This is a genomic window from Lipingzhangella rawalii (genome assembly GCF_031628175.1).
GTDB lineage: Bacteria > Actinomycetota > Actinomycetes > Streptosporangiales > Streptosporangiaceae > Lipingzhangella_A > Lipingzhangella_A rawalii.
On the sequence record NZ_JAVLVT010000010.1, the window covers coordinates 206,754 to 232,439 of the forward strand.

Genomic DNA, 25,686 nt, shown 5'->3' on the forward strand with positions numbered 1-25,686 from the left:
CATGCGAACCGTCATCCAGCCCGACGCCCGTAGGGACCTCTATCCGGTGGGGACCGTGGTGCATTCGCGGGTCCAGGACTTACAAGGAGGGTATGCCCGGGATGACGCGAGGGCGGTCGCTGAACTCGCGCGGCTGCGTAAGGGTGCCGGAAAGGAGCCGGGCGACACCCCGGACCTGTGGGGCCTGACCTATCGACCGGAAACCGACTTCGCCGTGTTCGAGCGTGCACCGAGCGGCACGGCCGAGGAGCACGCCGAAACTGCCATCCATCTGGCGCTGACCCTGTTCGCGCTGCACCAGCAGTCGCACCGGGATAGGCCGATGCACTCGCCCTCGCCGCTCGGAGACCAGCACCAGCGCATCGCCAACCGCGACCTGGGTTGGGCAGTGCGACGGCTGATGCCCGCAGGTGAGGTGGACGAGCGGCTTCGCCAACGCTTCGTGCACCTGTGCACGGCGAGCACCAACGCGAGTCTGGCCGTGCGGCTGCGCGGCATTGTGCAGTTGCTGCGACGCGAGGCGGTTCCGCTGGACTATGGGCTGCTCGCCGACCAGCTGATGTGGTTCCAGCGGCCAGGCGGTCCCAGCAAGATTCGCCGCACGTGGGGACGTAGCTTCGTCACCTACCGGCCTCCGGAAGGCCAGAAATCTGGCCAGGGGGCAGCCCCGGACGCCACCGATGCCGACACCAACGCCGACACGACTTCCGAGTAAGGACCCCTCGTGGCCAAAACCATCGTGGACGTGCACGTCCTGCAAACCGTCCCCCCGAGCAACCTGAACCGCGACGATACCGGAAGCCCGAAAACCGCCTACTTCGGTGGGGTGCTGCGATCCCGCGTGTCCAGCCAGGCGTGGAAGCGTGCCACCCGGCTGGCGTTCGAGGATCTATTGTCCCCGCAGGAGCTGGGTACCCGCACCAAGCGCGTCGCCAAGTTCATCGCCGACCGGATCCAGCAACTGGACGCCACCGTCCCGGAGCAGAAGGCGTGGGAGCTAGCAGCGCACACAGTCACAACGGCGACTGGAAGCAAGATCGAGGCCCCCAAACGCAAGAGCAAAAGTACGGGGGAGGATGGCGCCGACGCGTCGGTTGACCCGGAGTCCGCCTACCTGATGTTCCTCAGCGCGCGTCAGCGCGACGCGTTGGCCGAGCTCGCCCTGGAGGGCAGCGACGACATCGCAACGTTCTTCAAGGACAAGGACGCCAAGCAGCGCGCCAAAAGGCTCGCCAATACGCACCACTCGGTGGACATCGGCCTGTTCGGCCGGATGGTGGCTGATGGCGCTGACGTGAATGTCGACGCCGCCGCGCAGGTCGCACACGCGCTGAGCGTACACGCGATCGAGCCGGATTCCGACTACTACACCGCCGTGGACGACCTGAAGGACCGGTCGGATCCTGGCGCCGGCATGATCGGCGCGATCGAATTCAACTCGGCGACACTGTACCGCTACGCCGCCGTGGACGTGGACCAGCTGCAACGCAACCTCGGCGCGGGTCTGCGCGAAGACGAGGATTCCGCCCAGCCGGTACGACGCGCGGTGGAGGCGTTCCTGCGGGGATTCGTGGAGTCCCTGCCCTCCGGGAAGGTCAACACCTTCGGCAATAACACCCTGCCGGAAGCGGTTGTGGTGAAGGTGCGCACCCGGCGGCCGTTGAGCTTCGTGAGCGCCTTCGAGGAACCGGTACAGGCGGGAACGGACGGCGCCGACACCAGCGCCGGCTACCTGCGCAGCGCCTGCGAACGGCTGGCACGACATGTGCCCCAACTGGAAACCGCCTACGGCGCGGATGCCAACGCCGGAACCGAAACCTGGGTCATGCGCGTGGGCGAGGCCACCGCGGCGCTCGCGCATCTGGGCCGCGAGGTCACGCTGCCGCAGCTGGTGGAGCAGGCCGGAACGGCCGCGGCACGGCCCGCGGAGGCGCGGTGAGTGTGCTCGCGCTGGTGCTGGCGGGCCCGCTCCAGTCGTGGGGCTCGGCGGCCCGCTTCGCCCGGCGCACCACCGAACCCGCACCCACGAAGAGCGGGGTGCTGGGGCTGTTGGCTGCCGCGCAGGGACGGCCCCGCACGGCGGACTTGTCCGACCTCACGGCGCTGCGGTTCGGGGTGCGGGTGGACCAGCGCGGCACCCGCCTGCGCGACTTCCACACCGCACACCGCCAGGACAACGATGCCGCGATGCCCGTGTCGCAGCGGTTCTATCTCGCCGACGCCGTGTTCGTGGCCGCGGTCGAAGGGGACGACGGGCTCATCATGGAGCTCCACCGTGCGGTTCGACACCCGGAGTTCCTGCCGTACCTGGGTCGGCGTTCCTGCCCCCCGTCACGGCCGGTGGAGCTGGCCGCGCCGCAGCCGGGACCACTGGAGCGGGTACTCACGGAGACGCCATGGCAGGCCGCACCCTGGCAGCAGCGACGCCACCGTGACCGAGCGGAGGTCGCCGTGGATGTGCTCGTGGATGCCGACGCGGATGACCACCATCCGGAGCCGCAGCGGGATGTGCCGCTGAGTTTCGATCCTCTGCACCGCCGCTACGGGCTACGGGGATTCATCAGCCGTCGCGTGCACCTGACCAATCCGCAGGCGGCCGTCCGGGACCACGATCCGTGGTCGGTTCTCTAGGAGGCCTCTGATGTTTTTCACTCGGTTCCGGATAAACACCGCACGCACGCGGGCGCGTGCGCTCCTCGAATCCCCGCAGCGGCTGCATGCTGCGGTACTCCAGGGCTTCCCGGATGTGCCACCGGCCCGCGGGGGGCCGCGGGTGCTGTGGCGCCTGGATCGCGCCTCGAAAACGCAGGTGGTGCTGTATGTGGTCAGTCCGCAGCAGCCGGATTACACGCATCTGGTGGAGCAGGCCGGCTGGCCCACACTGAGTCCGGGCTGGGAGACCCGCGACTACACGCCCTTGCTGGAAAAACTCGCGGCCGGTCAGAGGTGGGAATTCCGGCTGACGGCGAATCCGGTGCACCATGTGCGTACGGACCGTCCCCGCAACGATGCGCACAAGACGAAGGCAACGGCCCACCGCACACCCCGTCACCAAGCCGCCTGGCTGCTCCAGCGGCAGGAACGCTGCGGCTTTCGGGTGGTGGCCCGGACCGGAGTCGAAGACACGGACAATGCCCTGGAGTCCCACGAACTCACGGTGCACAATCAGCGCGTGCTCGATTTCGGAAAGAATGACCCGCCCAAGAACGCGGAGGGACCCTCGCAACGGCGCTCGGTTCGGGTGGCGACGGTGACGTTCGACGGAAGGTTGGAGGTCACTGACACGGATGCGCTGCGGAATGTCCTTACAGCGGGTATCGGGCGCGCCAAAGCCTACGGCTGCGGGCTGATGACGCTCGCGCCGCCGCGAGAGGAAACAGGGTGAGTGTCGCCAAGCGTCCCGCAAGCACGCCGCGGGAGTTAACGCGTGTCGCTGACCGGCTGTCGTTCGTGTATCTGGAGCGATGCACCCTGCATCGGGAGGCGAACGCGGTCACCGTGGAGGATGCCGAGGGTACCCGCCACATTCCCTCGGCGACGATCGGAACGCTGCTTCTCGGACCGGGAACCCGGGTAACGCACCAGGCGATGTGCCTACTTGGGGAGAGCGGCGCCGGGGTCGTATGGGTGGGCGAGCATGGGGTGCGCTACTACGCGGCGGGACGCGCGCTGACCCGGTCGGCGGAGCTGGTGCAGGCACAGGCCACCGCGTGGGCGAACCGCGCCACCCGGCTTGATGTGGCCCGGCAGATGTTCCGGCTTCGGTTCCCCGATGCGGACCCCGGGCAGTACACGCGGCGCATGATCCTCGGGAAGGAAGGGGACCGGGTCAAGGAGTGCTATCGACGGGAGTCCGTACGCACTGGAGTGGCCTGGCACGGGCGGCACTTCGTACCCGGGGACCTGTACGCCAGCGATCCTCCGAACCAGGGGATCACCGCCGCGGCGCAGTGCATGTACGGGGTGGCGCACGCAGTAATCACCGCCTTGGGATGCTCGCCTGGATTGGGGTTCGTGCACTCCGGACACGAACTGTCGTTCGTCATGGATATCGCGGACTTGTACAAGACCGAGCTGGGGATCCCGGTGGCGTTCGAGGTGGCAGCGGAAGGGCCGGAGGATGTGCCGTCCCGCACCCGACGCGCACTTCGGGACCGCATCAATGAGCAGGGGCTGTTGGAGCGGTGTGTGCGCGATCTTCAGGGGCTGCTGCTCCCGGAGGACATGGAGCGGGAACTGGCCGACGCCACAGACGAGGTGCGGCTGCACTCCGACCACGGCGCGGACGTGCCCAGCGGCTGGAACCTGGGCACGGAGCCGGAACAGGGAGATGAGTACTGGGAGGTGACCTGGTGACGGTCATCGTCCTCACCCACTGCCCGCAGGGACTGCGGGGTCTGCTCACCCGCTGGCTGCTGGAGATCTCACCAGGGGTGTTCATCGGGAACCCCTCGTCGCGTATCCGGGATGTGCTCTGGGAAGAAGTTCGGGAACACCGTGGGAACGGGCGGGCGCTACTGGCCTATGGGACCGACACCGAGCAGGGGTACACGTTCCGGACCTTCGAACACAAGTGGCGCCCGGTCGACCACGAAGGACTCACTCTGATCGAACGGCCAAATCAGCAGCAGGCGACACCCCAGAGGCAAGGCTGGAGTAAGGCAGCCAAACGGCGGCGCTACGGGAAGAAATGATTAACTATGCGAGGATTGTGTATTTTGTCGGATTTTCCAGAAGTTGCACATTCGAGGCTACTGAGCGGTAATTTCCGCAGGTGAATGAGTCTGCTCCCCGCGCACGCGGGGATGGCCCCGGGTGGCCGGAGACCGCTATCCGGTGGGTGTGCTGCTCCCCGCGCACGCGGGGATGGCCCTCGAATATCCGCTACCCCACAATGGACATCACCCTGCTCCCCGCGCACGCGGGGATGGCCCCTGCCGTGGCCTCCGGGGCGATGCACCTCGAGGCTGCTCCCCGCGCACGCGGGGATGGCCCCCTTGGGGGGTGAGTTGACAAGGTTTCGAGGGGCTGCTCCCCGCGCACGCGGGGTGGCCCGACGGGTACTTCGGTGACGAGACCGAATCCGCATCTGCTCCCCGCGCACGCGGGGATGGCCCCCCCGACCCAAGGACGGCCCCGGCGGTGTTCGCTGCTCCCCGCGCACGCGGGGATGGCCCTCCCCGGTCTACTCTGAGCGAATCCAGCATAGGCTGCTCCCCGCGCACGCGGGGATGGCCCCCGTTGATGCTGCCACGCCGATAGCGCGTGCCCCTGCTCCCCGCGCACGCGGGGATGGCCCCATGACCTTGACGGAGCCGATGGAGGGCAGTGCCTGCTCCCCGCGCACGCGGGGATGGCCCCGACGTGGGCGGTGAGCTACCCGCAGACACCCTCTGCTCCCCGCGCACGCGGGGATGGCCCCATCACCCTTACCAATCAGGGGATTTGGGATGACTGCTCCCCGCGCACACGGGGATGGCCCCGTTGAGGCGCTCGCCGAGGTGATCCCCGACGACTGCTCCCCGCGCACGCGGGGATGGCCCCATTCGGGCGTCTACGCGACGCGCAATGTCGCTCTGCTCCCCGCGCACGCGGGGATGGCCCCCTGCCAGCTGGTCAGCCGTGGGAGTTTGCGACCTGCTCCCCGCGCACGCGGGGATGGCCCCACCCGCCCAGGCCGCCCGCTGGTCGGTCGTGGCTGCTCCCCGCGCACGCGGGGATGGCCCTCCGTCGATGAATGGACTGATGATGTAATTCCACTGCTCCCCGCGCACGCGGGGATGGCCCCATGACCTTGACGGAGCCGATGGAGGGCAGTGCCTGCTCCCCGCGCACGCGGGGGTGGCCGACTCTGGGGGCGAACCGGGGCTGTGGGGCAGCCCGGAAGGGATCCGTCGTGGCGGCATGGGGTGGGTACACCACTGGCGCCGCGTGATCCGGCCCGGCCCCGGCTCCTTATCCCCCATCGGCCTTTCCCCGCCCCCATGGACTGGGGGGTCACCCCCAGCTGCCAGAACCGCCGTAACTCCCCCCTGACGCGGCGCGAGGGTGGTGGTTGTGGGGCGGTGGCCGCGAACGCTGCGGGGTGGCGGCCATCGGAACACCCCCGCAGCATCGGGTCTGGCTGCCCCTACCCCCCTCCCCCGCGCCGAGCCCTCCCGTCCCCGTGGGCGCAGCGGGCGGGCACCGCGGCTGGGCTCGTTCGGCACTCCCCGCGGCCCCGCCGATCCTTCAACCGAAATGTGGCACACAGGTGACGGCGATTGTCCAAAATGATCGTTCGAACGATCATGAATAGTGCTCGGTAGCCGCCACGGTGATCCCGGAGCGTAGTGAACCTCGGACGCACACCAGGCCATTTGGAAGTTAACGACGTTTTCCCTACACTCGTCACCGTCTCTTCGCCCAGCTACCTCCTGGACACCGTGTGCGCAGCACCGGAAGATGCCAGCGCAAGGAGACGGATCCGGAGCGGAGGCGCTCCCCCGACTGTCGAGTGGATCATGAGTTCTCTCAATGAATGATCACGATCAGATGCAACAAACCGTGCTTTCCGTCAATTCGCTCGTTAAGCGGTACGGCGACCTGACCGCCGTGGACGGGATTTCCCTGGACGTGCGCGCCCACGAGATCGTTGGCGTCCTCGGGCCGAACGGCGCGGGTAAGACCAGCCTGCTCGAAATGGTGGTGGGGCTGCGCACCCCCACATCCGGCCGGATCCGCGTTCTGGACACGGACCCGGCCAGCAACACGCCCGAACTGCGCAAGGCCGTCTCGCTCCAGGCACAGCAGGCCGACATCTTTCCCAACCTCACCACTATCGAGATCCTGGAACTGTGGGCCAGCTTCTATGACCAGCCACGCGACCCGCACACGGTCCTCAGCGACGTGGGCCTCACCAGCTCCCACGGCGTGCGGGTCAAGGAGCTGTCCGGTGGGCAGGCACGCCGCCTGCTGGTCGGTACCGCCCTGATCGGTAACCCACAGCTCGCGATCCTCGACGAACCCTCCAGTGGGCTGGACCCCAACGCCCGCGCCGACCTGTGGGATGTCATCACCGCGTTCCGCGACGAGGGCCGCACGGTGGTGCTGTCCACCCATTCCATGGAGGAAGCCGAGGCCGTCTGCGACCGGGTCGCCATCATGCACCAGGGCCGGATCGTCGCCCTGGGCCGGCCGGGCGAGCTGATCGCCGAACACGCGCCGTACCACGTCGTCAGCTGCGCCCGCGAGCCCGGGCAGGACCTCACCTGGGCCGCGGAACTTCCCGACGCGCTGCGGGTGGCCACCGTCGGAAACCGGGTCAACATCCACACGCAGAACCATCAGAACGTCATGGAGGCCTTGTCCGCCGCGGAACGCCCGGCGCGGGACCTTCGGGTGCGAAGCGCCGGACTCGACGAGGTCTTCCGGGATCTCACCGGCACCGACCTGAACGACGACGCGGCAGAGTCCACCCAAGACAGTCAACGAGTGAAAGCCTGATGAGCACCACCCCGCTGCGCGCCCTGACCCGCGCCAACACCCGTGAACTCCTGCGTGACCGGACAACACTCTTCGGGGCCCTGCTCATGCCGGTGGGCTTCATCGCAATGTCGGTGATGCTCGTCGCGCTGATTCCCACCGCCCCCGGTATAGACGCCGCGGAAATGTTCCTGCCGTTCGGGCTGACGATGACGCTCGGGGCGGTGATCTTCTTCGGAACGGTGTCCCCGATCGTGGATCTGCGTCGCCGGGGAACGTTGCGGCTGCTGGGAACGACGCCGCTACCACGGTGGACGTTTCTGTTGGCGCTGGTTCCGTTCCGGGCGCTACTCATCGTGGTGGCACTCGTGGCGGTGGTGGCAGCGGCCGCCGTTTTCGACTCCTGGGCGCCGTCCCAGCTGCCCGCGCTGGTGGTGACCACGGTCCTGGGGTCGGCGCTGATGCTCGCGATCGGGTTCCTGCTGGGCGCATTCCTGAACTCGACCGAGACCGCGAGCACCACCCTGACCGTGGTTCTGCTCGCTTTCGTCTTCGCGGGGGGTGGAGTTCTACCGTTTGAGCTGTTTCCGGACCGGGTCGGCGCGGTACTGGAGTGGCTGCCGCCGGCGCTGTTCACCGACGCGCTGGCCAACGGGCTGACCGGTGGGAACACCACCCACCCGGTGTGGCTGGCTTGGATAGTGCTGGCCGGGGCCACTCTGGTCGTCGGCGCGGCGGCGTTGCGGCTGTTCCGGTTCGACCGTAGCCCCAGCTGAGTGGGGCAGCGGGCCGTGCGGTCGTGCGACGCCGCGAGGACGGCTGGGGTCGGTGCCCCAGTCGTCCCCGCGGCGGGCGCTTGGCTCGCTGTCCGGGTCGGGGCGAGGACTCAGGTGGATTCGCTGGCCGGGGGAACGTACATCCGTTCACCGGTGGCGGGCAGTCCCTGGTGGCGAGGCTCGCCGTCCACGTGGAACTCGTCGAACACGAACCGCAGCCCAGCCGCGACGAGGGCACGCGGATGGTCCATGACCTGCATGTGGAGATGGGGTTCGGTGCTGTTTCCGGAGTTGCCGCAACGGCCGATCACCTGTCCGGGCTGCACGTCTTCGCCGACCCGCACGCGCAGCGAGCCGCGTTGCAGGTGTGCGAAGACGACGTAGACCGTGCGATCGGGGTCCGTGTCGTCGGGCACAGCGACACTGACGTGATTGCCGAGCATGGCCCGGCCACCGGCGAACTCCCGCAGCATTCCCTCCACGACCAACACTGCGGCGCCGAGCCGCCCCTGCCGGGCGCGGTGGTCGCGCGCCCGGTCGTGCACTGCGACCACGGTTCCGGAGCAGGAGGAGCGGATGGGCCGACCGAAGCCCGGGAAGGTTTCCGGACGTTGGAAGTTCGCTTCGGGCCGGGTCGGTGTCTCGCCTGTGCCTTCGGCCTCACCGCGGGGAACGAGGTCGATCGCGTAGGTCTGCCCGAAACCGTGGGTTCCGTGGCTGGGCACCCCGTCGGTTGGGCTGTTGCAGCCTTCCCATATCCCGTCGACGGGCGGCCGTAGCACCCGCGGGGTGGCGGTGCGTATGGCCGGGTCGATGGGAAGCACGGTGACGAACATGCCCGCCCCCACGAGCGCGGCGCCGGAGATGGGAACCCCGAGCCGCACGAGGCTGGGCACCAGCTCGGAGGGGGCGAGGGCGGCGAGTGCCACGCCTGCGACCATGAGGACCAGCCCGACCGGCCCGGCCAGGCCGCGACAGCGCGCCAGGACAACGAACCAGCCCGGTAGTTCGTGGTTACGTTGCGTGCTCGTGGTTGCCACGTTGTCCTCCTTGCCCGTGCTCGCTGTCTGTCCCGCTGGCCCCGGGGCGCGCGCTTCCGGGGCCCGGGTCGTTGCCGACCGTGTTCCGGTTCCGGCGTATCCGGTTGTTTCGGTGCCGGCGCCGCGGGTCACGCATGTTGGTACACGCTGACGAACATCGGCTCGTTCCCGGTGAACGGGCTGCCCTCGACGTCAGCGTAACGTTCGACACATTCCAGGCCGGCCTGCTTGGCGTAGGCGTCCACCCGGTCGGGCCCGGTCAGCCGGACGACTTCCGTGGCGGTCCAGGGGGTTCCCTGGTCGAAGAAGACGTGCGTGGCGGTCCACAGCTCGTTGTCCCGGTCGAGGACCCCGTGGGTCAGCAGGGACCGGTTCGGCTGCGGGTAGGGAAAGATCGCGGTTTGTCGCGTCCGTCCCTCGTGCAGCTCCTCGATCGCGGCCGGGTTGTGGTTCTCGATCACCAGTGCGCCGCCGGGGGCCAGGGCCCGGGCCCAGGTGGCGACGAGTCGCTGCTGTACGCCGCGGTCGTGCACCAGCCCGATGGTGGAGCACACGCACAGCACCAGCCCGAACGTCCGGTCGGGCTCGTAGGTGGTCATGTCGGCTTCCACGGGGGACACCTCCCCCTGGCTCGGTTTGGGCGCGGCCCGCAGCTGCTCCACCATCTCGGGGGCGAGTTCGACGGCGATGACTTCCCCCACGTGGCCGGCCAGGGGGAGGGCGACGCGTCCGGTTCCCGCGCCGAGTTCCAGGCTGGGGTGCCCCCCGCCGGGGTGCCGGGCGGCGCAGAACCGCGCCGTGGGTTCCCCGGGTGGGTAGATCCGCTCATAGACCGGCGCGAACGCCCGCCCCTGGTCGATCATGCTGGGGGTGTCCTTTCTCGTTGCGGATGTGCTCCCTGCTGGGGGCGTCGGAGGTGGGCTGGTCGTGCCCGGGGAACGGCTCGAACGGCGACACGAGGAGGTAGTCCGGGTCTTCGGAGGTGTCGTGGCCGGAGTGCCGGGCGATCAGAAACTGGAAGCCCTGCGCCGGCGGGTCGTCCTCTGCGTGCTCGGCGGCGGCGACACTGTGCACGTGGTCCCGCAGCAGCCGGTAGGCGGGCAGGTGGGTGACGTCGTTGTCCACGAGGTTCCCGCCGACGGCTACCAGCTCGTTCACCAGGTCGAACACGGCCTTTTCCCGCCGGTGCTCCGGGAACCACAGTGTCTGTCGCCAGCGGCGCGGCTCGATCCAGGAGGCCGCCCGCCACTCGGTTTGCGCGCCGTCGCCCAGCAGCACCCGGTATAGCAGGTGGAAGTCGTGTTGGGCGGGTTCGGGCGCGAAGAAGCGCCAGTTCCCGATCAGCAGCCCGGTCGGGTCGCGTCCCCGCAGCCGGTCGAAGGCACGGTTGGGGTGTTGGGCGCTCGCGGTGGCCAGGAACCACAGCCCCATCGCCACGACCACGGCGGCGCCGGCGATACCGAGCCGATCGTCGCGGTGGCCGGCCTGGGGCCGGGGCGCTGGGGCTGGTGCCCGCCCGAGTCTGCTGAGGGTCATGACGTGTGCTCCCGCTGTTCGGCCAGGGCGTCCAGGAAGGCGCGGAGGTGTTCGGCGACCTGTCGTGCGGTGTCGTGTTCGGTGAGGATGCGGTCGTGGTCGGTGTTGTCCACCAGGTGGCGGTGGGCCCAGGGGGCTGCCGCGGCGATCTCGTCGTGCAGCTCCTGCTGGACCGGGTCGACGGCCCGGGTGCGTCCGGCGGTGAACACCGCCAGTGGGGCGTGGATGTGTGGGAGTTTGCCGTGGGAGTGGGCGAAGTCCTCGCGTACCGACGCCCACTCGCGGGCGCCGGCCTGCCACATGCCCGGGTCGCGGTACTGCGCCAGGGCGAGGCGACGCACCGCTGGGGGAAGCCGGTCCACCCAGTCCGGGCGTTCCAGGAGCGCGCCCAGTCCGAAGCGCAGGGACGTCGGGAACGCGTCCATGGTGCGGGTGAAGCCTTCGGCGCCGCGGCGCTGGCCTTCGGAGCGGTCGAGTTCCGCGGGGTGGCTGGTGTCAACGAGTCCCACGCCGCACACGGTGTCCTGCATGCGGCTTGCTGCCCGCAGGGCCAGGTAGCCGCCCAGGGAGTGGCCGACCAGGACGACGGGGCCGCTGGGGCGCACCTGGTCCACGAGGTCGCACAGGTCGTCCACGGCCGTGTCGAGCCCGTCCCAGTCGCGTGCGAGGCGGCTGCGGCCGTAGCCGGCGCGGTCGTAGGCGAGGGTCTCCACGTCCGGGGTGAGGTGGTGGGCGATCCATTCCCAGTGCACGGAGGTGGCCACGAGCCCGTGTTCGAACACCACGAGTGGCCGGCCGGGCTGGCTGGCGCCGGTGTGGCGGTAGGCGAGGGTGTTTCCGCGGCGGGTCTGCACGAAGCGTTCGGTGCCGTACCCGCGGCTGACGGTGCGCGCCCATTGGATGCGGGCGGTGGCCAGGGCCGCGGCGGTGGCTAGACCGAGTCCGGCCACGGTGCGGGGCAGTGTGTCGTCGCGGTGTTCGGGGTGGCCGGCGGCGTCCAGGCGTTGGGGTGGTCCGGTGGCATACAGCAGTGCCGGCTGGAGGGACGCGAAGGCCCACAGGAAGCGGTTGAGCCCCATGACTCGGGCGTTGGCGATGTGGAAGGCGACCGCGCCGGCGGCGAAGGCGGGGGTGAGGGCCCCGTTGCGCCAGAACACGACGGGTGCCGCGCATTCGAAGGCGCGGACCCCGTGTCCGAGGTAGGAGCTGAGGCGGGGGTAGCGGCGGAGCATGCGCCACACCGTGGGGTCGCCGTAGGTGTAGGTGCGCATGACGCCGTCGAGGGCGCGGCCTTCGCCCCAGCTGGGGCTGACCACTTTCACCCAGCCGGAGACGGTGTAGGAGAGCACGGCTTGCAGGGCGGAGAACCACAGGGCCGCGTCGACGATGGCGGGGCGGTGTTCGCCGAGGCGGGCGATGGTGGCGCTGGTCTGGGCGATGAAGGACACCTGGTCGGAGCCGTCGGTTCCGTGTAGGTGGCGGGGGTAGAGCAGCACCGAGGTGGTGGTGAGGGTGAGGTTCGCGGTGGCGCGGATGTCGCGGCGGCTGGACAGCAGCACGGCCGTGGCGGCGGCGACGCGGAGTGCATGCACCGCGGTGGTGGCGCGGGGCGTGGACCACAGGTCGACGAGCCGGGTGAAGGAACGGGACTTGGCGGCGAAGGTGGCCCGGGTCTCGTCCCAATTGTTCAGCCCGCCCCAGCGGCGGTCCTGGGGTTGGGAGAGGTATTCGAGGCTTGAGAACAGATGGGTGAATGCGCTGAGGCGTTCGGTGAGGGTTAGTGCCCGATATCGGGGCACCGTGCGCATCGCCTGATACAGCGACCGGGCTCGCGCGCGCAGCTGGCTGCCCACCAATGCCATGGGTCGGCCCTCCGGTTCGGGGGATTGCTGGGTGCGGACGTGCGGGGGGCGGGCCCCGGGTGGGGGTTCCCGGGGCCCGCGGGTGGGGCTAGCCCGCCAGGTCCTGGCCGATGGCGTAGCCGGCTCCGAAGGCGCCGGCTGCGGCGCTCGCGGCGCCCGCGCCCGCGGCGAAGGCGGCGGGGGTGGCGAGCACGGGGCTGAGCCCGTCCATCGTGGTCGCCCGGTCGTCCTGGATCGAGATGTTCACCAGGTCACTGGCGTTGTTCACCTTGGTCAGCAGGGTGTCCATGACAGGTGCTCCTTTCGGGTCGATTGTGGTTCTGCTGCTAGCCCACGGCGTAGCCGACGGCGACGCCGGCACCGAAGGCACCCGCGGTGGCGGCTGCACCTGCGGCCGCCGCAGCGGGGGTCGCGAGGACGGGGGTGGTTCCCGCGTCGATCTGTGCCTGGGTGTGCGGGTCGAGTGCCCCGAACAGGTCCTCAGAACGTTCGTTGGTCGTGGTGAGTAGCGTTTCCATCGGGTTCGCTCCAATCGTTGTGTTGGTTGTGTGCCTGCGGTTTCGGAGATGTCGGGGGTGGGTGTTGGTTCAGCCTCCTTGTCCTGCTCGGGTGCGGTCGGGGGGGATGGTCTGTGCGGGGTCACCGTCGAGGTGGGTGCGGACGATGTGCTGGTAGGTGGGGTTGGTGCGGGCGAGCTGGCTGTGGGTGCCCTGGGCGCTGATGTGTCCCTCGTCCAGGACGAGGATTCGGTGGGCGTCGACGACGCTGGCGAGGCGGTGGGCGACGACCACCACCAGGCGGTGGCGGGATTCTTCGCGGATCGCGTGGTGCATCGCGCGTTCGGAGGTGGCGTCGAGCTGTGATCCGGCCTCGTCCAGCAGCAGCACGGGGGGTTCGCATAGCAGCATCCGGGCGATGGCGATGCGTTGTCGCTGCCCTCCGGAGATGGCTGTTCCGGCTTCGCCGACGGGCGTGTCCAGTCCGGCGGGGAGCTGCTCGACCCAGGTGCGGAGGTTGAGCCGATCCAGGACATGGTCGATGGCCTCGTTGCTGGCTTCGGGAGCGGCGTAGCAGAGGTTCTCCCGGATGCTGCCGTCGAGCACTGGGGCGGCCTGTTCGACGTAGGCGACCTGGTGCCGCAGCTGGGACAGGGGGAGTTCTTGGGCGTCGCGCCCCTGGATCCGGATCTGCCCGGACTGGGGGTTCCACAGGCGGGTGCACAGTCCCAGCACCGTGGTTTTGCCGGAACCCGAGGGGCCGACGAGTGCGACCAGACCGGTGGGTCCGAGATCGAACGACACCTGGTCAAGGACCGGCTGGTCCGGCTGGTAGCCGAAGGTGACGCGGTGCAGCGACAGGGCGGGCGCCGCCCCGTTGACAGTGGTGACGGGGGCAGCGGGAGTAGCGGGGGCGGGAGGAGAGGCCGCGGTGGGGCGCTCTCCGGGTGTGTGCGTGGGCTGTGCGGTTCGGGCGGTGTCGGCTTCGGAGGCGCGGGCTGGGGGCTCCTCCTCCGGTTCGATGTCCAGGACGGAGCCGATCCGGCCGACCGAGGCCATGCCCTGCTGGACCATGGCCAGGGCCTGGAGCCCGCTGATCACCGGGGTCAGTAGGTAGAAGAGGTACAGCAGGAAGGCGCTGAACTCGGGCAGGGTGAGCGAACCGGTGGACAGGCGCGCCCCACCGACGATGAACACGACCCCGAAAGAGGCCTGCACGCCGACGTTCATCGCCGGGTAGAGGGTGGCGTTGATGACGGCCACCCGAAGTCCGTCCCGGTAGGCGGCGCGGGCACGGTCACCCAGCCGGGTGGCCTCGCGGGACTCGCCACGGCTGAGCTTGATGGTCTGCACGTTGCCGAGTGCCCGTTGGCAGGCGTCGCCGAACTCGCTGACCCGGGCGCGCAGGCGCACGGTCGCGAGCCGCAGTAGTCGGGCGACATAGCCGCTGGCTGCGCCGGAGACGAGCAGACATCCCGCGACCAGGCCCGCCAGCAGGGGATCGATCGCGACCATGATCACCGCTGTGCCGGTGATCATGAGGGCGGAGACGAACAGTGTGGACAGGCCCTGCGCGAGTGCCGTACGCAGGAGCGAGGTGTCCGCGACCGCGCGGGTGAACAGGTCCCCCTGGCGGTTGTCGAGATGAACCTTGAGCGGGGCACGCAGCAGCCGGTCCACGAGGCGGAGCCGGGAGTCCAGGACGACTCCGGTCCCGACCCTGCCGACGAGGTACACATGCAGTGCGCCGATGCCCGCGTCCAGGGTGAACAGCACGAACAGCACCAGCAGCGGCCACATCAGGGCCTGCTGCGCCTCGACCGCGGCGACGACCTCACCGATCGCGAGGGGTTGTGCGAGCGCTGCCGCGGTCCCGAGGATGCCCAGGATCGCCGCGAGTGCGAGCGTGCCCCGGTGGGGGCGCAGCAGCTGGTAGGTGCGGCGGTACACGCGCTCGGGGGTGTCCGTAGGTGTCATAGGACCTGTCAGTCGAATCGGCAGTATCCGTGGGCATGTTCCACTGGACACACGTGTGACCAGGAAATCCGTTGACTCATTAGGACAATGGCGCCTCTTCGCCAACAGAATGCGGCAATCCTAGGAATAAGCCACATGTGTTTCAATACCACGCTTTACGTCACACCTCGGATGATTATGCCTGTGACGTTATTGGATTTGACCTGCACGAAAACGCGCGCGGCTTCCACATACCCCTGACCCCGAAATGGCGTGTCCCCCCGAAACGGCATGAGCCGGATCCACCACACAGCCCGATGATCAGGAGCAACACGCCTCGAACGCCAGGAACCCCCCACCCGTTTCGATTATCGATTCCCACGGGGAATTCCTGACCGCATATCGAACAACCACGCCCTAAATCCCCACTGAACAGCGAGGACGCCCACGGACTCGACATTGTCACAAAATGCCACGGATGATCTTGTCATCTTGTGCTGGAGCGTCAGAGCTCCGCAATCCAGCCGGCCCGCACCGTTCGGGTGCACCCTTTTCCCCGTTAGCGTGTTGGCGTCATGATGAGCGGGTCCGCACACACGATGCGCGACGTCGGGGCAGCACTCCCCCACCCGGCGTCGACTCCGGCCGGCGTCGGCTGTCCACCAGCGCGTTGTCCCCAGTGCTCCGCCGGGCACCCACTCCCCCGCACCCCAGGAAGCTCGAACAATGCCAAAAGCAGAACGCAGCGGACCCACCACCGACTCCACGGATGTGGCGGTGGTGGGAAGTGGCCCCAACGGGCTCGCGGCCGCGGTTACCCTCGCCCGGGCCGGGCTCGACGTCACCGTGTTCGAGGCCGCACCCACCGTGGGTGGGGGGCTGCGCACCCAGTCCCTGTTCGACGCGGACGTTGTCCACGACATGTGTGCGGCGGTGCACCCCATGGCCCATGCCTCCCCGTTCTTCCGCGAGTTCGATCTCGCAGCCCGCGGGGTCGAGCTGCTCACCCCAGAGATCTCCTATGCCCATCCTCTGGGGAACACCCGGGCCGCCCTCGCCTACCGCGACCTCGACACCACCTGCACCCACCTCGGACCGGACGGGCGGCGCTGGCGACGCCTCATGCGGCCCCTGCTGACCCATAGCCAAGGGGTCTGCGCCACCATCCTGAACGGGCAACGCAGGCTTCCCCCGCACCCGGCGGCTTTGGCCCCGCTCGCACACGGGGTGCTGGCCTTCGGAACCAGGGCCGGCTACGCGCGGTTCTCCCGCGAGGACGCCCGCGCCCTGCTGGCCGGGGTGGCCGCGCACGCCGTCGGCACCATTCCCGGGCTCGCCTCCGGCGCTGTTGCCGCCCTGCTGGGGCATCTGGCCCACGGCGGCGGCTGGCCCATCCCCCGCGGGGGCAGCGCCAGCATCGCCGACGCGTTAACCACAGACCTGCGGGAGCACGGGGGCACCGTGCACACCAACACCCCGATCGCGGACCTGGACGAACTGGGCCGGTTTCGGGTGGTGCTGCTGGACACCAGCGCGGCCGGACTACTCGCCCTGGCCGGAGATCGCCTGCCGCGGCGCTATGCCCGCCAGCTACGCCGGTTCCGCTACGGTCCCGCCGCGGCCAAAGCGGACTTTCTGGTCACCGATCCCATACCGTGGTCCAACAGCGAGCTCGCCAGGGCCGGGACCGTGCACCTGGGGGGCACCTACGCGCAGACAGCACGCCAGGAGAACCGAACCGTGCGCGGGATCTCCACCAACGAACCGTTCGTACTCGTTGTGGACCCGGCGGCGACCGACCCGGAGCGCCAGCAGGGCCGCAACCGCCCGGTCTGGGCCTACGCCCACGTCCCCAACGGGGATCCGCGCGACCCGGTGGCCATGATCCGCGACCGCATCGAAGAGTACGCGCCCGGCTTCACCGACACGATCGCTGCTGCCCGCGGGATTCCCGCCGCGGAACTCGAGACGTACAACCCCAACTATGTGGGCGGCGATATCGGGGCGGGCGCCATGACCATGTACCAGGCCATGGCCCGACCCGTGCCCCACCTGGACCCCTACGCCACCCCGCTGCCCGGGGTTTACCTGTGTTCGGCCTCCACTCCCCCCGGCCCGAGCGTGCACGGAATGTGCGGATACCTTGCGGCCCAGTCCGCCCTACGCCGCGAATACGGCCACCGAAACCCACCCTCCCTCGCACCGCAGGCGACGAACCGATGAGCCGAAACCGGCATACCAGCCCGCCCGACCCTGGGTGGGCACCGCAGCGCAGCACCGCGCGAACCTGCCCCAGAAGCCGGCCCCGCACCCGCCCGCGCTGCGCGCGCCGAACCACCAGGACGCGGGGGTGCGATCACGCCGGTCCCCACCCCAGGCGTGCGTCCGGGAGCAGACGTCGACCGGCCGACCCACGAATCTTCCTGGCTCGGGGACGCGCGTGGCCAACGCCTGCAATAATCCCGGGGTGCGCCTGGCCGGGTCCCACGGACCCGGCCAGGCGGACATCGTCATTGGCAACGACACCCCTTGCACCCTCGCTCACCTGTGCGAACTGCCCTGGTTGTCGGACTGTCGCGCAGTTGCAGCCGCAGGACGGCCCAGCGGCAGTTCCACAGGTGAACGGCTGCTCCCCCCGCGCGGGGGAATGACTCCGCTCCCGACGTCTGGCCGGGGGCGGTCTGGGTCCGCTCGTCGCACCTGCCTGCGGGCTACGTGCTGGCGTTACCCCAGGGGCCGCAGGGGCCACCCCCCGGGGGGCGCGGCACACGCTACGAATCCACCGGGCCGCTGTGTGCAGATCCAGGAGCATTCGGCTTCAACCCCGGGGCACTGGACCCCAGCCCCTGACTCCCCCTGAGTTCGTCTGAGACACTGTGCCCCGGCCGTGTCAGCGAACGTCCCGGCACCGAGATGACGGTGCCGGGAGTGCAGCGTTGGAGGCAGCCTCCCCTCATGAACCAGATGTCCCAGCCCGGTTTCCCCCCGAACCACGAACCTGCCCAGGGCCCGCCGCGGCGGACCTCGTTCCGCTGGATGTGGCTGGGCCTCGGCGGCGTGCTCGTACTCGCGGTCGTGGCAGCAATTGTTTTCGTTGCCCTGTCGACCAGTGCAGACGAGTCCGAGCCCGACGGTGGGGTGGCAGACGACCATCCAGACGCAGACGCAGAGACCGACCCGGGCGCCGAGGGCGATACTCAGGACACCACGGACACCGACGCCGAGGCGGACGCTGGCAACGACTCGCTGGCCGGAGATGGGGAACGGCAGAACCCGGAACTGCCCGGGCTGAACGAGGAGGTTACCCACGAGGGACTCGTCTTCACCGTGACCGGGGTCGAGACCGGTGTGCAGGACCTTGGTGGATATCCCCCACCGGTGGAGTATGTGGTTCTGCACGTCGATGTCGCCTCGGACACCGGGGAACAGGAAACCTTCCGCACCGAGGGACACCGCCTGTACACGCCCGAGGGCGACCGGATCTCCGAAGACTTCACCACCATGTGGCTCAACGGGGACACCCACCGCCACGATCTCGCCGCGGACGGAACCCCGGTCAGTGTCGAGATCGCCTTCTCGTTGCCCGACGAGGACTTTCAGGCCTCCTACGTCGGCCTCTCCACCGGCGAGATCGGCCCGGCGGACGAAGTCGAAATCGACCTGACCGGATAGGCCCGACCGGTTAGACCGGCACGGCCACGACCCCCGCCACGCCACCAGTCCGCTCAGGCAAGCCCACTGCCCTCAACCGGGGCACCCCACACCGCCACCACGCTCCCGGTAGAGCCTCCCTTCACCCCGGTCGGTCGAGCGGTTCCGGATTTCGAAGTCCTCCATCGCACCCCTACAGGAGGGGTGTTGCGACGACCACGAGAACGGGGGATCCCCGGGGAGGGGTGGGGGTTGTGGTCACGGCAATCGTCTCCCCGCGCGCCGTGTTGGCCGCCGGCGGCGGCATCGCGGACTCCTCCTACAGAGGCGTAGGCCACCATTGATAGAACTCAAGCTCCAGCGGCGCCCGGCCACGGACACCAGCTCGGCAGGGACGCCGGGCGCGAGGACCAGCAACGGTCGTCGGCCAACTCACCGGAGCGGCGGTTGCACCGCATGAGCAGGCAACGCATCCCCGCTGCGGGCTCGGTAGCCCCGATCAGACTCCAGCAGCGACGACGCCAAAAGTTCGGCGAGAGAACGAATAAGCAATGCGATACAAAGATCCGGAATGAGCGAATCTGAAGACGAGGATGAAATAAATAGATATTTACTAGACGCCATCGGTGGATTCGTACTTGACATAGACCACGACCAAGGCCATGACTGAAAAACAGACATGAAACGCATTTTTACTATCGCGGCGACTCTGACCCTATTGACCGCATGCACTCCCTATAACGTAGACGCGATGAATGATCTTAAATCCCGATCTTGGGCCTGGGTCAGTTATGACATTATCGATTTTCTGGATCAGAATCACGATGACGTGATCGATGAGGATCTGGACGAGGTCCTTCCGCTGCGCGGCGGGGGATTCGTGGCACACTCACGTGGCGGTGTGATGATCGATGGAGAATCGGTCGTGTCAGCCCAGGCAGGCGAGGGAGAGCTCAACGAATTCTGGTCATTGGAGGTCGACGACGCCCCGGTTGCGATGGCACCCTCGCCCATCAATAGCCAACTTCCATCTGACCAGGCACTATTCGCCACCTTCGACACCGACGGCATCCGTGGAGAGCGCGCACACTGGATCTCCATCGAATCCCAAACCGGCGAGGTTGTCCACGACATCTCCTGGGACAACGAAGGCCGCGCTCCCGACGTCCGGATCGACCACGCCACCAGAACCCACCTGTTCGACTTCCCGGACGCCCAAACCATCACCGCACGCTCCCTAGACACCGGCACGAAGGACTGGACACACTCCCTTCCGGAATCATGCGCCCTGCAATTTGAAAACGGCCGCCCCAAATCCACACTCATGTTCGACGACATCGGAATCGTCACCTACCACTGTTCCGACGCCGAAACTATCGGAATGCGTGGACTTGACACAGCAACAGGCAACGACGAATGGACCAACGAATGGGACGGAGACACCCTTCCGGAACTCCACAAAATCAACGAGAGCGAATACATCATGGACCACTCCATCACCCCCGTTCATGACTTCGCCGCCGGCGACGACCGCGCACATTACGAATTCCGATATCCCACAGGGAAAGTAGTACAGCCAGACTACTTTGTCGTAGGGCGCGCAGGACTAATCTTGACAGAGGTCATTGACCCCCCAGTGGAGCGAGAAGAAGCACCGGAACACGTCCTGTTTGGAACGAATGCTGATCTACTGCTTAATGTCGATATCGCCGCGACGCATGAGGCACTCAATCAAGGAATAGTCTCGATGGATGAGCTTTCTGATAACTGCTTCACGGTTCCAGATGAAGACGGCGGAGAGCGCATCGTTCTTTCTTACTACGAAAAGCGTTCTTTGAATAATTGCGGTGGAGGTCAGCCCATACACGGTCTTTTGGACGACGCGTTGGATCTCGATTTTTGATCTCCTACCGGGATCGTTGCGTGTCGGATGCTGCATCGCCTCGAAGGGCTGAGGTGATCTCAGCGATTTCTAGGTAGGTCGCCCGTGTTCGACGTGGGTGCGGACGAGTGCGGCTGTGGTGATGTCGGCGATCGTGCTGGGGCTGGTGTGAATGTGGTGGAGCAGGCACCGCCAGCGTTGGGTGAGCAGGGCGAAGTCGGATTCGCCCAGGCAGCGCAGGGCGCGTTGGAGCCGGTGGAACGCGCGGATGCCCGTGGCCCGGGGCCGGCCGTCCTCCCGCTGGCTGACCGGGGTGATGATGCCGATCCCGGCGCCCTCATCGCCCAGCTCGGCCCGAGTCGCCAGCCCGTGGGTAGCCGCCGGGGACCGGGCGGGCAGGACGTCGATGCGGGCCGCAGTGAGGTTAGGGACCGAGCCGGGCTCGGCGTCGCTGAGGAACAGCGGAAACCCCCGCGGGTCCATCAGCCTGTAGCGGGTGGCGCCGCGGGGGTGCGCCGTTCCGGAGTACCCGCCCCCGCACGCGGGAGATGCCCCCCGGACGATCCGTTCGCCGTTCACGCTCAGGGTCGTGTCCGCGCAGCGGTCGGTGGGGAGGACGATGCCGTCCAGGATGAGGTGGGCGGTGCCGCACCCCACCCCGGCGTCGCGGGCCAGCACCGCGGGGCTGGTGGCCTCGCAGTCGTGGCGCAGCACCACAACGGCCTGGTCAAAGCAGGTCAAGGCGCGGCTGCCGATGGGGGTGCGGCGCAGGCGCCGCTCGCCGGCCCGCAGGCGGGAGAGGAACCGAACCACGTCCCGGGGCACATCGAGGATGGCACGATCGGTAGCCACGTGCAGCCGGTCACGGTCGTCCGGCGAACTTCGACGCCTCGCCTCCTCCCCGGGGCTCCACGCCTATGTCTACTGAACGATCATATCTCCCGCATGGTCCGATTCGCGGCTTTCGTTCCACTTCAAACTCACTGGGATCACCTCACTATGCCCCACTGCGCCCTCCCCAGGAGAAAGTCCTGATTCCTCATCCGGCTGTCCGTGACCATCGGCACCCGAATGATGTGGCCTGGACGCTCGGTCTCTCCTGCCACCGAAATACGGAAGGCACTCGCGGAAGCGGAACACAACCCCCGCTCCCGATCCAGCAGATCCGCGGGGTGGTGACTTCCCTCAGTACAGGGTCACCGGGTCAGATCCAGCCGCGGGCGCGGGCGAGGTGAACGGCCTCGTGCCGATTCCCCACGCCGAGCTTGGTGAGCGCCGACGACAGGTAATTGCGCACGGTTCCGGGGGCGAGGGAGGCGCGGTCAGCGATCTCGGTGACCGGCGCGCCGTCTCCGGCATAGGACAGGACATCGGTCTCCCGCGCCGTCAGCGGCGAGTCTCCGGTAGCGATGGCATCGGCGGCAAGGGAGGCGTCGATATAACGCTCCCCCGCATGGACGGCGCGGATGGCATCACCAAGCTTCGCCGCGGAGGTGGTCTTGGGCACGAAGCCGGCGACACCGGCCTCAAGCGCCCGCTTGAGATGGCCGGGGATACCGTGGCTGGTCACGATCAGCACGGTGCACTCGGTGACGTCACGCAGGATCTCCTTGGCCGCGGTGATCGCGTCATACCCGGGAATCTGGAGGTCGAGGACGGCGACGTTTGGCTGGTGCGTGCGCGCAGCCGCAACGGCCTCGGGACCCGAGGACGCCTGCGCGACCACGTCGAGATCGGGCTCCAACGCGAGGAGCGCCCCCATGGCCTCGCGGATCAGGTGCTCGTCTTCGGCCAGCAGAACGCGGATCATCACTGCTCCCGCCTCCAGGGAATGCGTGCACGCAGATGGTACGTACCCCCGTCGCTGCCGTGTTCCAGCGTCCCGCCGCGCTCGGTCAGCCGCTGCTCCAGACCAGCGAGACCCGTTCCGGAACCGCGTTCGGATACCACGGGGCGATCACTCCGCACGGGGATGCGTCCCGCCCCGTCATTGACGATCATGACCGTCGCGGCCTCCGGATCGACCTCGAAGGCCACGGTGCAGTAGGTCGCACGGGCATGCCGAATGACGTTCGTCGCCCCTTCTCGGATCACCCATCCCAGAACCGACCGATCCTCGCTGTCCAGGTCACCGACAACCTCAGTGCCGGACACCCGACAGTCGATGCCGGCCGCAGCGAGCACCGATCGGGCGCCCTCCAGCTCCGCCTCCACATCGACACGGCGGTACCCGCGCACCACCTCTCGAATCTCCTCCTGGGAAGACAGTGCCAAGGCCTGAACCTCTTCCATCTCCGCCCGTGCCCGCGACTCACCGCTCAACCGTGCCGCCAATTCGGACTTGAGTGCCACCACGGACAGGGTCCTGCCAAGGGTGTCATGGAGGTCACGGGCGAAGCGCAACCGCTCCTCCGCCACGGCAAGGAGGGATTCCGTGCGCTGTGCACTCTCCAGGCGAAGCACGACGGTGATACTCCACGCATACAGGTGGATAATCGCAGCCGTACCCCCCCATGTTCCCGCGATGACCACCAGCACCACACCCGACTGCGGGTGTGGTGCAGCGGCGAGGCAGCTGGTGAGGGCGAGGGTGCCGCTCACCCGCCAGTCCCGGCCGGCCCAGACGGCTGCGGCCGGGAGAACGGCAAGGAGATAAGCCGAGTACGCGTGGATTCCGGTGAACCACCCCTGTGAGACGGCCAGGTGGACAGCGCCGAGTTCCCCCGCGGTCAGTCCCGTGATGACGAGCGACGGCAGGAGCGCGGGTGGAGCATCGGTACGTTGCAGCGAGCCTGCGGCAAGCGCGAGAGCCGCGCCGACCTGTGCCGCGTAGGCCACGATGATGGCCGCCGTCACCCCGGTCCCCGCATGGTGCAGCAGCTCTACGGCCGCTCCCCAGCCGAAGACAACCACCAGCGCGCACAAGGGGATGGGAAAAGTCCAGCGGATGGCCCTGATATTGCGCCGCAGCCCGGAACCGCCCTCTGCCCGCATCACACGCGCGGCTCCCAGCGGAACCAGCGGTGTGCCGCCCCCAGTGCGATGACCGTCCACAGCACCAGCAGTCCGATCCGCAGCATCGCTTCGGCGGGCTCGACGTCTCCCGTCCAGCCGGCACGCACCAGGTCGATGATTGGGGTCATCGGCATCCAGTGAAACACGTCCTGGACGGGTTGTGGCATCGCCTCGAGCGGGAAGAAGGTCCCCGACGTACTCGGCAGGAGCACGAGCAACGGCACGATGGCCACCTGCACATTCTCCGAGGTGCGGGCGGCGGCGCTGGTCGCGGCTGCGAACCCGGCCATCATGATGCAGCCCAGCACGATGCCGATGATGATGTAATGCGGCGCCGCGGGAGGGCCGGCATTGGTCATGGGGATCACGATGGCACCGATCAGAAGCATCTGGGTGATGACGATACTGATCGCCGGCAACGCGGATCCGAGCAGGATCGTGGTATCGCCGACTTCTCCGGTGCGGAGCCGTTTCAGTAGCAGTTCCTCGCGTCGTGCCACATAGGTTCCGGTGAGGGGCACGTAAAGCGAGAAGACGAGCACGATGCCGGTCGCAGTCGCCAGCATGACCGGACCCAACGCCAGGCCGAGGGCATCCAGGTCGTACAGGTTCATCGTGACCGTCAGCGCAACCAGTACGAGGGCCGGAATGAAGAGCACATTGACGAGATTGGACTTGGCACGCACGAACAGGAGGAGCTCGGCCCAGCCGAGTGCAGTCAACTGCCGTCGCGCGGTCCCCCCAGCAGCCGCCGATTCCGAAGCATTCCTCCGATCAACATCACTCATGCCGACACCTCCTGCTCCAGTGATTCACTCACGGCGCCGTCAGCACTGTTCTCGGCGATGTGTAGGAACGCCTCCTCTAAGGACGCAGATCGGGCATCCAGCCCGGTGAGGGTCATGTTGCGGCTGCGGGCCCAGGTCAACAGCTCGGTCGCGGTGAACTGGAGATTGGTGGTGGAAAACTCGATCCGGCGGCCGCGTTCGTGAACCCAGTCAGCTCCGAACTGTTCCGCCGGGGGAAAGTCGGAAGCAACGAAACCAGCCGGGAATTCGAAGCTGATACGGGAGGGGTGCTGATCGATGATCTCGGGGAGTGTTCCCGCTGCGGCGATCTGACCCGCGTGCATGATTGCCAACCGGTCGGCGAGCATCTCGGCCTCTTCGAGGTAGTGCGTGGTCAGCACGATAGTGGTGCCCGTTTCCTTGAGCTTCCGTATGATCTGCCAGGTGGCATGGCGACCCTCGGGGTCCATTCCGGTAGTCGGCTCGTCGAGGAAGAGCAGTTCCGGCTCGGCGATTGTGGCCATGGCCAGGTCGAGGCGCCGCTGCTCGCCTCCGGACAGGTTCTTGACCGCCACCCGCTTGCGATCGTGGAGGCCGACGCTGGTAAGCGCAGCATCGACCGATCGTGGGTGGCTCGTGCAGCCGGCCCACATATGCAGGGTCTCTGCGACCGTCAAGTCTTGCGCAAGCCCGCTCCGCTGGAGCATGACCCCTTGGCGAGGCCGGATAGTTCGGCGGTCGCGGACCGGGCACTGGCCGAAGACTCGGATACTGCCACTCGACGGCTGTCCGAGGCCGACCATCAGTTCGATCGTCGACGTCTTTCCTGCACCGTTCGTTCCAAGCAACCCGAACAGTTCTCCCCGAGCGACGGAGAATGATATTCCACGAACCGCATCAAATGCAAATCGACCAGATCCGTATCTCCGCCAGACCCGCGTGACGTCAATCACATTTTCACCTATTACATCTCCCATGGAGATCATTTTCACGAAAAACACACGCCCAAAACAGTGCTGGCTGTAACCCATTTAAGTCACACCCGTCACCAAATTTCATGACGGATGTCATGCCTAATCCCTGATCATTTCAAACATGCACTGTGATGTTCCTCACTGCGAGAACCGGGGGCCGCTGTTGGAGTGTGAAACGCGGCGGAGACATAACGTCGACTGAATGGATCAGGAACATCTGGTAGTTCGATCATCACAGACGCCGC

Annotated in this window: 23 protein-coding genes and 1 CRISPR repeat array; of the genes, 11 read left to right on the forward strand and 12 right to left on the reverse strand. The window is 67.7% G+C overall.

Annotated elements, in window-relative coordinates:
* The first annotated feature begins 1 nt into the window (after nucleotide 1).
* The 8 genes from casB (at nucleotide 2) to RIF23_RS18370 (ending at nucleotide 8,240) form a co-directional block, all read left to right on the forward strand.
* Nucleotides 2–715, forward strand: coding sequence for a type I-E CRISPR-associated protein Cse2/CasB (gene casB / locus RIF23_RS18335; protein WP_310913828.1), 714 nt, complete (start codon nucleotides 2–4; stop codon nucleotides 713–715).
* 9 nt (nucleotides 716–724) lie between these two features.
* Complete coding sequence (cas7e, locus tag RIF23_RS18340) at nucleotides 725–1,939, forward strand: type I-E CRISPR-associated protein Cas7/Cse4/CasC (protein ID WP_310913829.1); 1,215 nt, start codon at nucleotides 725–727, stop codon at nucleotides 1,937–1,939.
* The gene (gene cas5e, locus RIF23_RS18345) at nucleotides 1,936–2,631 is read left to right on the forward strand and encodes a type I-E CRISPR-associated protein Cas5/CasD (protein ID WP_310913830.1); all 696 of its coding nucleotides are present in this window, start codon (nucleotides 1,936–1,938) and stop codon (nucleotides 2,629–2,631) included. Before cas7e ends, cas5e begins: the two co-directional genes overlap by 4 nt.
* A 10-nt stretch (nucleotides 2,632–2,641) precedes the next feature.
* A complete protein-coding gene (gene cas6e / locus RIF23_RS18350) occupies nucleotides 2,642–3,385 on the forward strand; it encodes a type I-E CRISPR-associated protein Cas6/Cse3/CasE (RefSeq protein WP_310913831.1) in 744 nt (247 codons plus the stop codon).
* Complete coding sequence (gene cas1e / locus RIF23_RS18355) at nucleotides 3,382–4,356, forward strand: type I-E CRISPR-associated endonuclease Cas1e (protein ID WP_310913832.1); 975 nt, start codon at nucleotides 3,382–3,384, stop codon at nucleotides 4,354–4,356. The genes cas6e and cas1e overlap by 4 nt, the downstream gene beginning before the upstream one ends.
* Nucleotides 4,353–4,694 (forward strand): type I-E CRISPR-associated endoribonuclease Cas2e, encoded by a 342-nt coding sequence (gene cas2e / locus RIF23_RS18360; protein ID WP_310913833.1) that lies wholly within the window; start codon nucleotides 4,353–4,355, stop codon nucleotides 4,692–4,694. Before cas1e ends, cas2e begins: the two co-directional genes overlap by 4 nt.
* A 90-nt stretch (nucleotides 4,695–4,784) precedes the next feature.
* Nucleotides 4,785–5,849: direct repeats of the CRISPR family, unit length 29 nt; unit sequence CTGCTCCCCGCGCACGCGGGGATGGCCCC.
* A gap of 667 nt (nucleotides 5,850–6,516) precedes the next feature.
* Nucleotides 6,517–7,485, forward strand: a complete 969-nt coding sequence (locus RIF23_RS18365) for an ABC transporter ATP-binding protein (RefSeq protein WP_310913834.1) — start codon at nucleotides 6,517–6,519, stop codon at nucleotides 7,483–7,485.
* On the forward strand, nucleotides 7,485–8,240 hold the full coding sequence (locus RIF23_RS18370) for an ABC transporter permease (protein WP_310913835.1): 756 nt from the start codon (nucleotides 7,485–7,487) through the stop codon (nucleotides 8,238–8,240). The genes RIF23_RS18365 and RIF23_RS18370 overlap by 1 nt, the downstream gene beginning before the upstream one ends.
* A 110-nt stretch (nucleotides 8,241–8,350) precedes the next feature.
* On the opposite strand, the gene RIF23_RS18375 is transcribed toward RIF23_RS18370, so the two are convergent.
* The 7 genes from RIF23_RS18375 to RIF23_RS18405 all read right to left on the reverse strand — a co-directional run bounded on the left by RIF23_RS18375 (nucleotide 8,351) and on the right by RIF23_RS18405 (nucleotide 15,152).
* Complete coding sequence (locus tag RIF23_RS18375; RefSeq protein ID WP_310913836.1) at nucleotides 8,351–9,280, reverse strand: M23 family metallopeptidase; 930 nt, start codon at nucleotides 9,278–9,280, stop codon at nucleotides 8,351–8,353.
* A gap of 128 nt (nucleotides 9,281–9,408) precedes the next feature.
* Nucleotides 9,409–10,143, reverse strand: a complete 735-nt coding sequence (locus RIF23_RS18380; RefSeq protein WP_310913837.1) for a class I SAM-dependent methyltransferase — start codon at nucleotides 10,141–10,143, stop codon at nucleotides 9,409–9,411.
* A complete protein-coding gene (locus RIF23_RS18385) occupies nucleotides 10,106–10,816 on the reverse strand; it encodes a hypothetical protein (RefSeq protein ID WP_310913838.1) in 711 nt (236 codons plus the stop codon). The genes RIF23_RS18380 and RIF23_RS18385 overlap by 38 nt, the downstream gene beginning before the upstream one ends.
* Entirely contained in the window at nucleotides 10,813–12,678 is a 1,866-nt protein-coding gene (locus RIF23_RS18390; protein ID WP_310913839.1) for an alpha/beta fold hydrolase, read from the reverse strand. Before RIF23_RS18390 ends, RIF23_RS18385 begins: the two co-directional genes overlap by 4 nt.
* Nucleotides 12,679–12,766: 88 nt before the next feature.
* Nucleotides 12,767–12,967 (reverse strand): hypothetical protein, encoded by a 201-nt coding sequence (locus RIF23_RS18395; protein WP_310913840.1) that lies wholly within the window; start codon nucleotides 12,965–12,967, stop codon nucleotides 12,767–12,769.
* A gap of 37 nt (nucleotides 12,968–13,004) precedes the next feature.
* Nucleotides 13,005–13,196 (reverse strand): hypothetical protein, encoded by a 192-nt coding sequence (locus tag RIF23_RS18400; RefSeq protein WP_310913841.1) that lies wholly within the window; start codon nucleotides 13,194–13,196, stop codon nucleotides 13,005–13,007.
* Nucleotides 13,197–13,265: 69 nt separating this feature from the next.
* A complete protein-coding gene (locus RIF23_RS18405) occupies nucleotides 13,266–15,152 on the reverse strand; it encodes an ABC transporter ATP-binding protein (RefSeq protein WP_310913842.1) in 1,887 nt (628 codons plus the stop codon).
* A 705-nt stretch (nucleotides 15,153–15,857) separates the two neighbouring features.
* On the opposite strand from RIF23_RS18405, the gene RIF23_RS18410 reads away from it, so the two are divergent.
* The 3 genes from RIF23_RS18410 to RIF23_RS18420 all read left to right on the forward strand — a co-directional run bounded on the left by RIF23_RS18410 (nucleotide 15,858) and on the right by RIF23_RS18420 (nucleotide 20,685).
* A complete protein-coding gene (locus RIF23_RS18410; RefSeq protein ID WP_310913843.1) occupies nucleotides 15,858–17,354 on the forward strand; it encodes a phytoene desaturase family protein in 1,497 nt (498 codons plus the stop codon).
* A 732-nt stretch (nucleotides 17,355–18,086) separates the two neighbouring features.
* Complete coding sequence (locus tag RIF23_RS18415) at nucleotides 18,087–18,803, forward strand: hypothetical protein (RefSeq protein ID WP_310913844.1); 717 nt, start codon at nucleotides 18,087–18,089, stop codon at nucleotides 18,801–18,803.
* A gap of 730 nt (nucleotides 18,804–19,533) precedes the next feature.
* Nucleotides 19,534–20,685, forward strand: coding sequence for a hypothetical protein (locus RIF23_RS18420; protein ID WP_310913845.1), 1,152 nt, complete (start codon nucleotides 19,534–19,536; stop codon nucleotides 20,683–20,685).
* Between the two features lie 69 nt (nucleotides 20,686–20,754).
* On the opposite strand, the gene RIF23_RS18425 is transcribed toward RIF23_RS18420, so the two are convergent.
* The 5 genes from RIF23_RS18425 to RIF23_RS18445 all read right to left on the reverse strand — a co-directional run bounded on the left by RIF23_RS18425 (nucleotide 20,755) and on the right by RIF23_RS18445 (nucleotide 25,498).
* Nucleotides 20,755–21,516: an IS5/IS1182 family transposase gene (locus RIF23_RS18425; RefSeq protein ID WP_310913846.1), complete on the reverse strand. Its 762-nt coding sequence runs from the start codon at nucleotides 21,514–21,516 to the stop codon at nucleotides 20,755–20,757.
* A gap of 352 nt (nucleotides 21,517–21,868) precedes the next feature.
* Entirely contained in the window at nucleotides 21,869–22,474 is a 606-nt protein-coding gene (locus RIF23_RS18430; RefSeq protein ID WP_310914000.1) for a response regulator transcription factor, read from the reverse strand.
* Nucleotides 22,474–23,658: a sensor histidine kinase gene (locus tag RIF23_RS18435; RefSeq protein WP_310914001.1), complete on the reverse strand. Its 1,185-nt coding sequence runs from the start codon at nucleotides 23,656–23,658 to the stop codon at nucleotides 22,474–22,476. The genes RIF23_RS18430 and RIF23_RS18435 overlap by 1 nt, the downstream gene beginning before the upstream one ends.
* Nucleotides 23,658–24,467 (reverse strand): ABC transporter permease, encoded by an 810-nt coding sequence (locus tag RIF23_RS18440; protein WP_310913847.1) that lies wholly within the window; start codon nucleotides 24,465–24,467, stop codon nucleotides 23,658–23,660. The genes RIF23_RS18435 and RIF23_RS18440 overlap by 1 nt, the downstream gene beginning before the upstream one ends.
* Nucleotides 24,464–25,498, reverse strand: coding sequence for an ABC transporter ATP-binding protein (locus RIF23_RS18445; RefSeq protein WP_310913849.1), 1,035 nt, complete (start codon nucleotides 25,496–25,498; stop codon nucleotides 24,464–24,466). Before RIF23_RS18445 ends, RIF23_RS18440 begins: the two co-directional genes overlap by 4 nt.
* Between the last annotated feature and the right edge of the window lie 188 nt (nucleotides 25,499–25,686).

What these genes read in the sequence shown, in the direction of transcription:
- casB (WP_310913828.1), top strand. Translation starts at nt 2, where the DNA reads ATGCGAACCGTCATCCAGCCCGACGCCCGTAGGGACCTCTATCCGGTG.
- cas6e (WP_310913831.1), top strand. Translation starts at nt 2,642, where the DNA reads ATGTTTTTCACTCGGTTCCGGATAAACACCGCACGCACGCGGGCGCGT.
- RIF23_RS18365 (WP_310913834.1), top strand. Translation starts at nt 6,517, where the DNA reads ATGAATGATCACGATCAGATGCAACAAACCGTGCTTTCCGTCAATTCG.
- RIF23_RS18370 (WP_310913835.1), top strand. Translation starts at nt 7,485, where the DNA reads ATGAGCACCACCCCGCTGCGCGCCCTGACCCGCGCCAACACCCGTGAA.
- RIF23_RS18380 (WP_310913837.1), bottom strand. Translation starts at nt 10,143, where the DNA reads ATGATCGACCAGGGGCGGGCGTTCGCGCCGGTCTATGAGCGGATCTAC.
- RIF23_RS18385 (WP_310913838.1), bottom strand. Translation starts at nt 10,816, where the DNA reads ATGACCCTCAGCAGACTCGGGCGGGCACCAGCCCCAGCGCCCCGGCCC.
- RIF23_RS18390 (WP_310913839.1), bottom strand. Translation starts at nt 12,678, where the DNA reads ATGGCATTGGTGGGCAGCCAGCTGCGCGCGCGAGCCCGGTCGCTGTAT.
- RIF23_RS18395 (WP_310913840.1), bottom strand. Translation starts at nt 12,967, where the DNA reads ATGGACACCCTGCTGACCAAGGTGAACAACGCCAGTGACCTGGTGAAC.
- RIF23_RS18400 (WP_310913841.1), bottom strand. Translation starts at nt 13,196, where the DNA reads ATGGAAACGCTACTCACCACGACCAACGAACGTTCTGAGGACCTGTTC.
- RIF23_RS18405 (WP_310913842.1), bottom strand. Translation starts at nt 15,152, where the DNA reads ATGACACCTACGGACACCCCCGAGCGCGTGTACCGCCGCACCTACCAG.
- RIF23_RS18410 (WP_310913843.1), top strand. Translation starts at nt 15,858, where the DNA reads ATGCCAAAAGCAGAACGCAGCGGACCCACCACCGACTCCACGGATGTG.
- RIF23_RS18415 (WP_310913844.1), top strand. Translation starts at nt 18,087, where the DNA reads ATGAACCAGATGTCCCAGCCCGGTTTCCCCCCGAACCACGAACCTGCC.
- RIF23_RS18420 (WP_310913845.1), top strand. Translation starts at nt 19,534, where the DNA reads ATGAATGATCTTAAATCCCGATCTTGGGCCTGGGTCAGTTATGACATT.
- RIF23_RS18430 (WP_310914000.1), bottom strand. Translation starts at nt 22,474, where the DNA reads ATGATCCGCGTTCTGCTGGCCGAAGACGAGCACCTGATCCGCGAGGCC.
- RIF23_RS18435 (WP_310914001.1), bottom strand. Translation starts at nt 23,658, where the DNA reads ATGCGGGCAGAGGGCGGTTCCGGGCTGCGGCGCAATATCAGGGCCATC.
- RIF23_RS18440 (WP_310913847.1), bottom strand. Translation starts at nt 24,467, where the DNA reads ATGAGTGATGTTGATCGGAGGAATGCTTCGGAATCGGCGGCTGCTGGG.
- RIF23_RS18445 (WP_310913849.1), bottom strand. Translation starts at nt 25,498, where the DNA reads ATGGGTTACAGCCAGCACTGTTTTGGGCGTGTGTTTTTCGTGAAAATG.